Here is a 5,451-nt window from a genome sequence, read left to right on the forward strand (position 1 = left end):
AAAGGATAGCATGATTTTCTACTTTCTGTTGGACCTTTTTTGCGGGGCAATGTCAAATCAGCTGCTATGTGACTGAATCTGCATAGAAAAAAAGATCTTCTGATAGCTCTGTAACTAACTTATGATTTTTAGAGAATTGATAAAAAATTATGAATAAAGAGTAAATATGTAGGTTCTCATTTGCTCCACAAACGAGAACCTAATAAACCCAATTTTATAAGTTGAGTTAAGCTAAAAATCATCCAACATCTCGAGTAAGAGTAAAATTTTCTTTAAAGACTTTGACAATCCTTTGAATGGGATAAACTTTATTTAATAAATAATCATTTCCTATTACACTTGTTAGTGTATGATAAAATTTCGATTGCCCTTTCTTATTGTATGATAAATTATGATGAGGATTAGGGGAAATCGCATAAGTAATTTGAGAACCTGCTACTCCTTCCTTGTGAATTTTGATCCACCTATTGCCTTTTCCTTCGCCAATTTCTGTATAATGAAACTTAGCAACTACTACTTGTTTTTTGACTGGATGGGTAAATTTTACATGGCCGTTTACTCTTGGCTTTTCTTCTTCTACGTCTCCTGATTTTATTGTTAAGGGTGACCAATTTAAATATCTTGTATGCGAATGTGTCACTTTGATTTTTGAAAGTATGTAGTCAGCGTTACGATCACCTTTGTCTTTTGCAAGTTCAAGTATTGCGTAAAGCGCATTCATTGTTAACCCTTCACTATTCCCCTGGTGCATAGCATGGACATAGCCATTTTGCAGCAACATTCTAGGGGCTCCCGATTCTCCAGGACTTGTTTGAGAGGAAGCAAGGTCTCCTCGCATGGCATAAGATCCACCACCTGGAGAGTTAAAAGATTGAGAGGAAAAAGGCCTCACGTACATATTTAAAGATGAACCTTCTAACTTGCGATACATTTGAACCGAATCTCCTATGCCGATGTCCAAATCTAAAATGACTGGATTGAACCGACCTTCTCTCAACCATAAAATGGCGAAATCTACCCCATAGCTAGATCCATCAAAAACAACTTCTATTGACCCACTAGTTCCCCTGATTTCAATTTCTCCTTCTAAACAATGTCGACATGTCAATAGAAGATTTGGAGCTATAGCAAAACAATTTCCTTTAAAAGAGCCATTAATTCCTACAATGGAGTAGATGGCGTCGCCAAGGTTTTTTACAAAATATGTTATTGGAGAGCGTTGGTTCAGTAGGTATTCATAAATCTTTGTTTCCGGATTAGCTTCACTAGAGTTAAAGTTAGAATAAAATTGCGCGCCACGAGAAATCGGCGTCATATAAACATTCTCCTCAAATAAAATTTAAAATATTTAATTTTAGATCCTTTACTGCCAATGCCTAACCACTTTTTATCTTTTAATCATTAAATATATTTTGAGGTTAAAATTTGGCGTTTTTACGTTAAAAGAATGATGTGTGAAAGTAAAGAGATATGACATTTCAAAACAAAATTAATATGTTAAAATGGATATAGACTTGAATTTGCAACTATTGCTCAATGGTCCATCGGATCCCATCCGTACTTTGATGAGGGAAGAATACGCTTAACAGTACAAAAAAGAAAAACTAAGTTTAGTGGTCAAGATAAAAGCTAAAGGCTATCGAATAAAAAGTTTAACAATAAAGCAAAAAAATATAGAAGGAATTAAAGAAAATTACTGAAAAAAATTTTAAAAATTATTAATCATATTCAGCAAAAGCTTTTTTCATTGTTATTATTTAGACAGCAGAGGCGGCTACTAGAAATATAGATTTACCAATGTAAAATGAGATTTTAATTTTTAGTTTGTGTTGTCTGTTTTCATGCTGATTCCTCTAGCAAATATTAGTTTAGAACTATGTGAGGATAATAATTTGTTTTTCTATATATTTTATTAAAAAATATATAAAAATTCTATTTTTAAATGCACCGTTTTTCGAAGACCTGGGTAGCATTTAACTGTTTGCCTAGCTTAGGAAATCTTCCATGTATACATTAGAAGGCTTTTTTTGAACCTCAGCGATTACTAGTTTGACCGCTTTTATCTAAGTAACAGATGGCAGTTAGAAATATAGTTTTATCTATATAAGTTTAAACTTTTTTATTAAATTCTATTTCTAAATGAATTTGCCTTTCGGGAATCGAGTCAGCCTTTAACTGCTCGCTTGGTTAAAAGAATTTTTGTGCATATGTTAGAAAGCTGTTTGAATGAACAACTTGGCAGAGCAATTATCAAATTTGCTTATAAGGGTATTATAAAATTGGATAAATTCTTCTAATTAATCAATAAAACTTGACTTCTCAATCTGTTGCTTTGGTTGGCAGAAAAAAAACTATTTTCAGGCAATAGGTTAAGAGTTGGATTTGCCGACCGCTGTTGCTTTGGGATGGTCGGTGTTCCTGAACATGTTATCATGAAGCAAAAGAGATATAAAAAATTAATTATAATTTTAGAAGATATAAACGGTTAGTAAATATGAGGACTGAAAATGCTATCACTAAAATTGGGCCATAATAATATGGCATCATTTATTGTTTACTGAAGGCAAGTTCCCAACTTGGATTGGTAATTTTCTTAGCTTTGGCATTTTTTTAATCAGCTCAAGGTCAATTTTTCTCAAATCTTACCAGGATAATTTAAACTGGGAAATTTGATTTTTCCTTTGGGAAAAGAGGTGAGGTCTGGTCCCAAGCATCTATAATTGCCTCTTTAACAAATTCACGGCGATGAAAAAAAATTTTTCTAGCAACTTTGATTGTCATCTCTCTAAATCCTGTAAAAGTTTTATCTTCAAGATCTAGCATCGACTTAAACCAAACTTTAAAGAGCTCATTACAATCTATTGAATTATGGCTCAGATGTTTTGAAGCTAGATAAAATGTATGACTGATAATCCAGCTATTTTGATGCACATGACCGTAATCATTTTCGTGGGTATACGTACTTGCAGGCTTAAATGGCTCAGGTTCTGTGCTTAAATCACAAAGATGGCTAATTTTCCACAAATTATCAATTAAACCTACCTTTTGTTTAAATTCTATAGTAACGACATCTGCAATTGCTTCATCTAATGCTCCCGATTCTCCTTCATGGTCAAGTGAATTATTATGTTTAATCACAGCGTGCGTCATTTCATGACACACAATATCTGGCTGAGAAGCAAATTCGTTATTAAAAGCGAAATGCTTCAGCTTTGAAGCATAATAGGCATTTTTTTTGGGATAATAAATAAATAATGGCGGAATTATTCTTTCTTCGTCTATATCGACTAGTTTAAAAGTATCCCAATAAAATTTTTTTACTATTTCTACTGTTTGTTGAATTTTCCTACAAAGTTTTGTTTCCTGTGGTGTTCTGCAAGCAAAAATTTGATCATTTTTTTGCAAAAATTCCTGTTCAGAATATGAAAGAGCCAGGGTTGCTTGATAAGGTGAGAAATTATTATAAGTTTCTGACAAATTTGCACCCATTTTTATTCCTTGGTTCTTTGATTTATTGAATAGAAAATAAACTTATTGGTTCCTTTTAGCAACGATCAAGTAAACTTAAAAATTTATATATTCATCGTAGCTTAAATTTGAGGAAATGCCATTTTTTTAAACTGTCACTCTAAAAATTTAAAGATGTATTCAATAAAATACCGTTAGTTGAAACATAAACTTTTATTTTTTCTTGTTAGTTCTTTATCGTGATAATCTTAAAAGATGGATTGAGCATTGCTACACTATTGGGACTAATCACTTGCTCAACAAAATGGGAATAACAGAGTACTAATGGTACCTATCGCATAGTATTAAAATTTCTTAAGATAATTTACAAAGAGTTTTTGAAAAATAAATTGAATTTGAAAAATTTAATTCATCCCAACTTTCTTTTTTTCAGGGGCACTTTTAAATTGATTGAAGGGAACAAATGGGTTGATTAGTTAAAATTAGAGACTTTAACTTCTTGTCTTCTTTGTCAATCTTCTAGTGTCAAAACTTTAAAAAAATGCGTTGGGATCGCTACTCCTTGAGATCCAATGAATTGATAGGGTAACACAACGTTTCCGGCACATTCCTTGTGAAAAAGATACAAAGGCCTTCTGAACACATAGACATTTTGATAGGCTTTTGTCAAATTTCGTATACATCTCTAATTTAGATCAATAACCTCTAATTTAATCGAGGGCACTGAAGCACATATTGGTCAAAAAAAAGTATCTTCCATTATTTCAAAAGTTGAACTTCACTTTGCTTATGAACAAAGACTTTTTTTACTTGTACAATTACACACAAGCATTAACGAAAGATGAGGACGTTTACGCTACTTATGGCTATTATAGCAATAGAAAATCTTAGAGCGCATATTGGAAAAAGTCACAAAAGATTAGTTCTGCCTATTTATTAAATTTAATGTCATGTCATGAAAACTTAATTGTGCGGATATGAGCCTCATATTTGAGACTTTGCTAAATCCCATATAACGGTGCTTATTCGTTACCCTGTATTTGACACGATTTTCCTCTTATTCGCGCAAAATTAGGAATAAACAAAAGGCTACTAAATTTTTTGCAAAAGCAAAAGTAATCCGAGCTGAGAGAGTTTTTCTCAAATATATCTGCAAATTGCTTGGGCTTTTGCAAACAATAATCTATTTTATAATTGCTTTATTATTATATTTAGGCAGGTTTGCATCAAATAGGCTGAATACAAATTGGATAGTCGTTTTTCCAAAAATTTACAATATTTGAAACTTCATACGAAATAATTTCATTTGATGGATAAGGTTTCAGAATTTGCTCGAGAGCATTTTGATTAGAAGAATTTAACCACATAGCTTCATCTGTTTTTTGTAGAATAACAGGCATGCGATTATGTATAGGATTCACCACTGAATTGGAAGCTGTGGTGAGAATTGCAAAGCTTTTGATTTCTTCTCCATTTTTATCCTTCCAAATGTCCCATATTCCAGCAAAAGCAAATAAATCACCATTTTTTAACGTGATTCGAAATGGAATTTTTCCTGAACTCGTAGCTTTCCATTCAAAAAAACCATCCGCAGGGATTAAGCAACGCCTAGTTTTAAATAAATTTTGGAAAGAGGGTTTACTTTTTAATGTTTCAGAACGCACATTAATCATTTGATAATTAGGTCTTTTTTCTTTGCTCCAGGGGGGAATTAATCCCCAAACCATTGATTCGATTTGTTTTTGTTGATTTTCTATGAAAATTGTAAGGCATGATTGAGAAGGAGCTATATTAAAGCGAGGAAACCATGTGAATTTTTTTAAAGGGATTTCAAAACGCTCGGATAGATTAATAGCCTCTGCAGTCAATGTAAAACGCCCGCACATGTCTTAACCTCATTTTATATGCCCTAATATTAGAGTTTTTCTGAAACCTAATTTTTAAGTTCATAATTATATAATCCTGCTAAAAGATTAAAGCGTA

The 5,451-nt window shown here is 32.2% G+C and carries 4 protein-coding genes; all 4 read right to left on the reverse strand.

Features of this window, described 5'->3' with window-relative positions; translation table 11 throughout:
* Window positions 1-238: 238 nt before the first annotated feature.
* Window positions 239-1,315 (reverse strand): trypsin-like peptidase domain-containing protein, encoded by a 1,077-nt coding sequence (locus tag TY19_RS00435; RefSeq protein WP_042278729.1) that lies wholly within the window; start codon window positions 1,313-1,315, stop codon window positions 239-241.
* A gap of 1,340 nt (window positions 1,316-2,655) precedes the next feature.
* The gene (locus TY19_RS00440; RefSeq protein ID WP_042278732.1) at window positions 2,656-3,489 is read right to left on the reverse strand and encodes a M4 family metallopeptidase; all 834 of its coding nucleotides are present in this window, start codon (window positions 3,487-3,489) and stop codon (window positions 2,656-2,658) included.
* Between the two features lie 490 nt (window positions 3,490-3,979).
* The gene (locus tag TY19_RS14930; RefSeq protein ID WP_158383077.1) at window positions 3,980-4,138 is read right to left on the reverse strand and encodes a DNA/RNA non-specific endonuclease; all 159 of its coding nucleotides are present in this window, start codon (window positions 4,136-4,138) and stop codon (window positions 3,980-3,982) included.
* Between the two features lie 556 nt (window positions 4,139-4,694).
* Complete coding sequence (locus TY19_RS00445; protein WP_042278735.1) at window positions 4,695-5,354, reverse strand: SOS response-associated peptidase; 660 nt, start codon at window positions 5,352-5,354, stop codon at window positions 4,695-4,697.
* Window positions 5,355-5,451 lie beyond the last annotated feature (97 nt).

Origin of the sequence: Candidatus Protochlamydia sp. R18, from assembly GCF_000648255.1 — a bacterium.
In the GTDB taxonomy this organism is placed as follows: domain Bacteria; phylum Chlamydiota; class Chlamydiia; order Chlamydiales; family Parachlamydiaceae; genus Protochlamydia; species Protochlamydia amoebophila.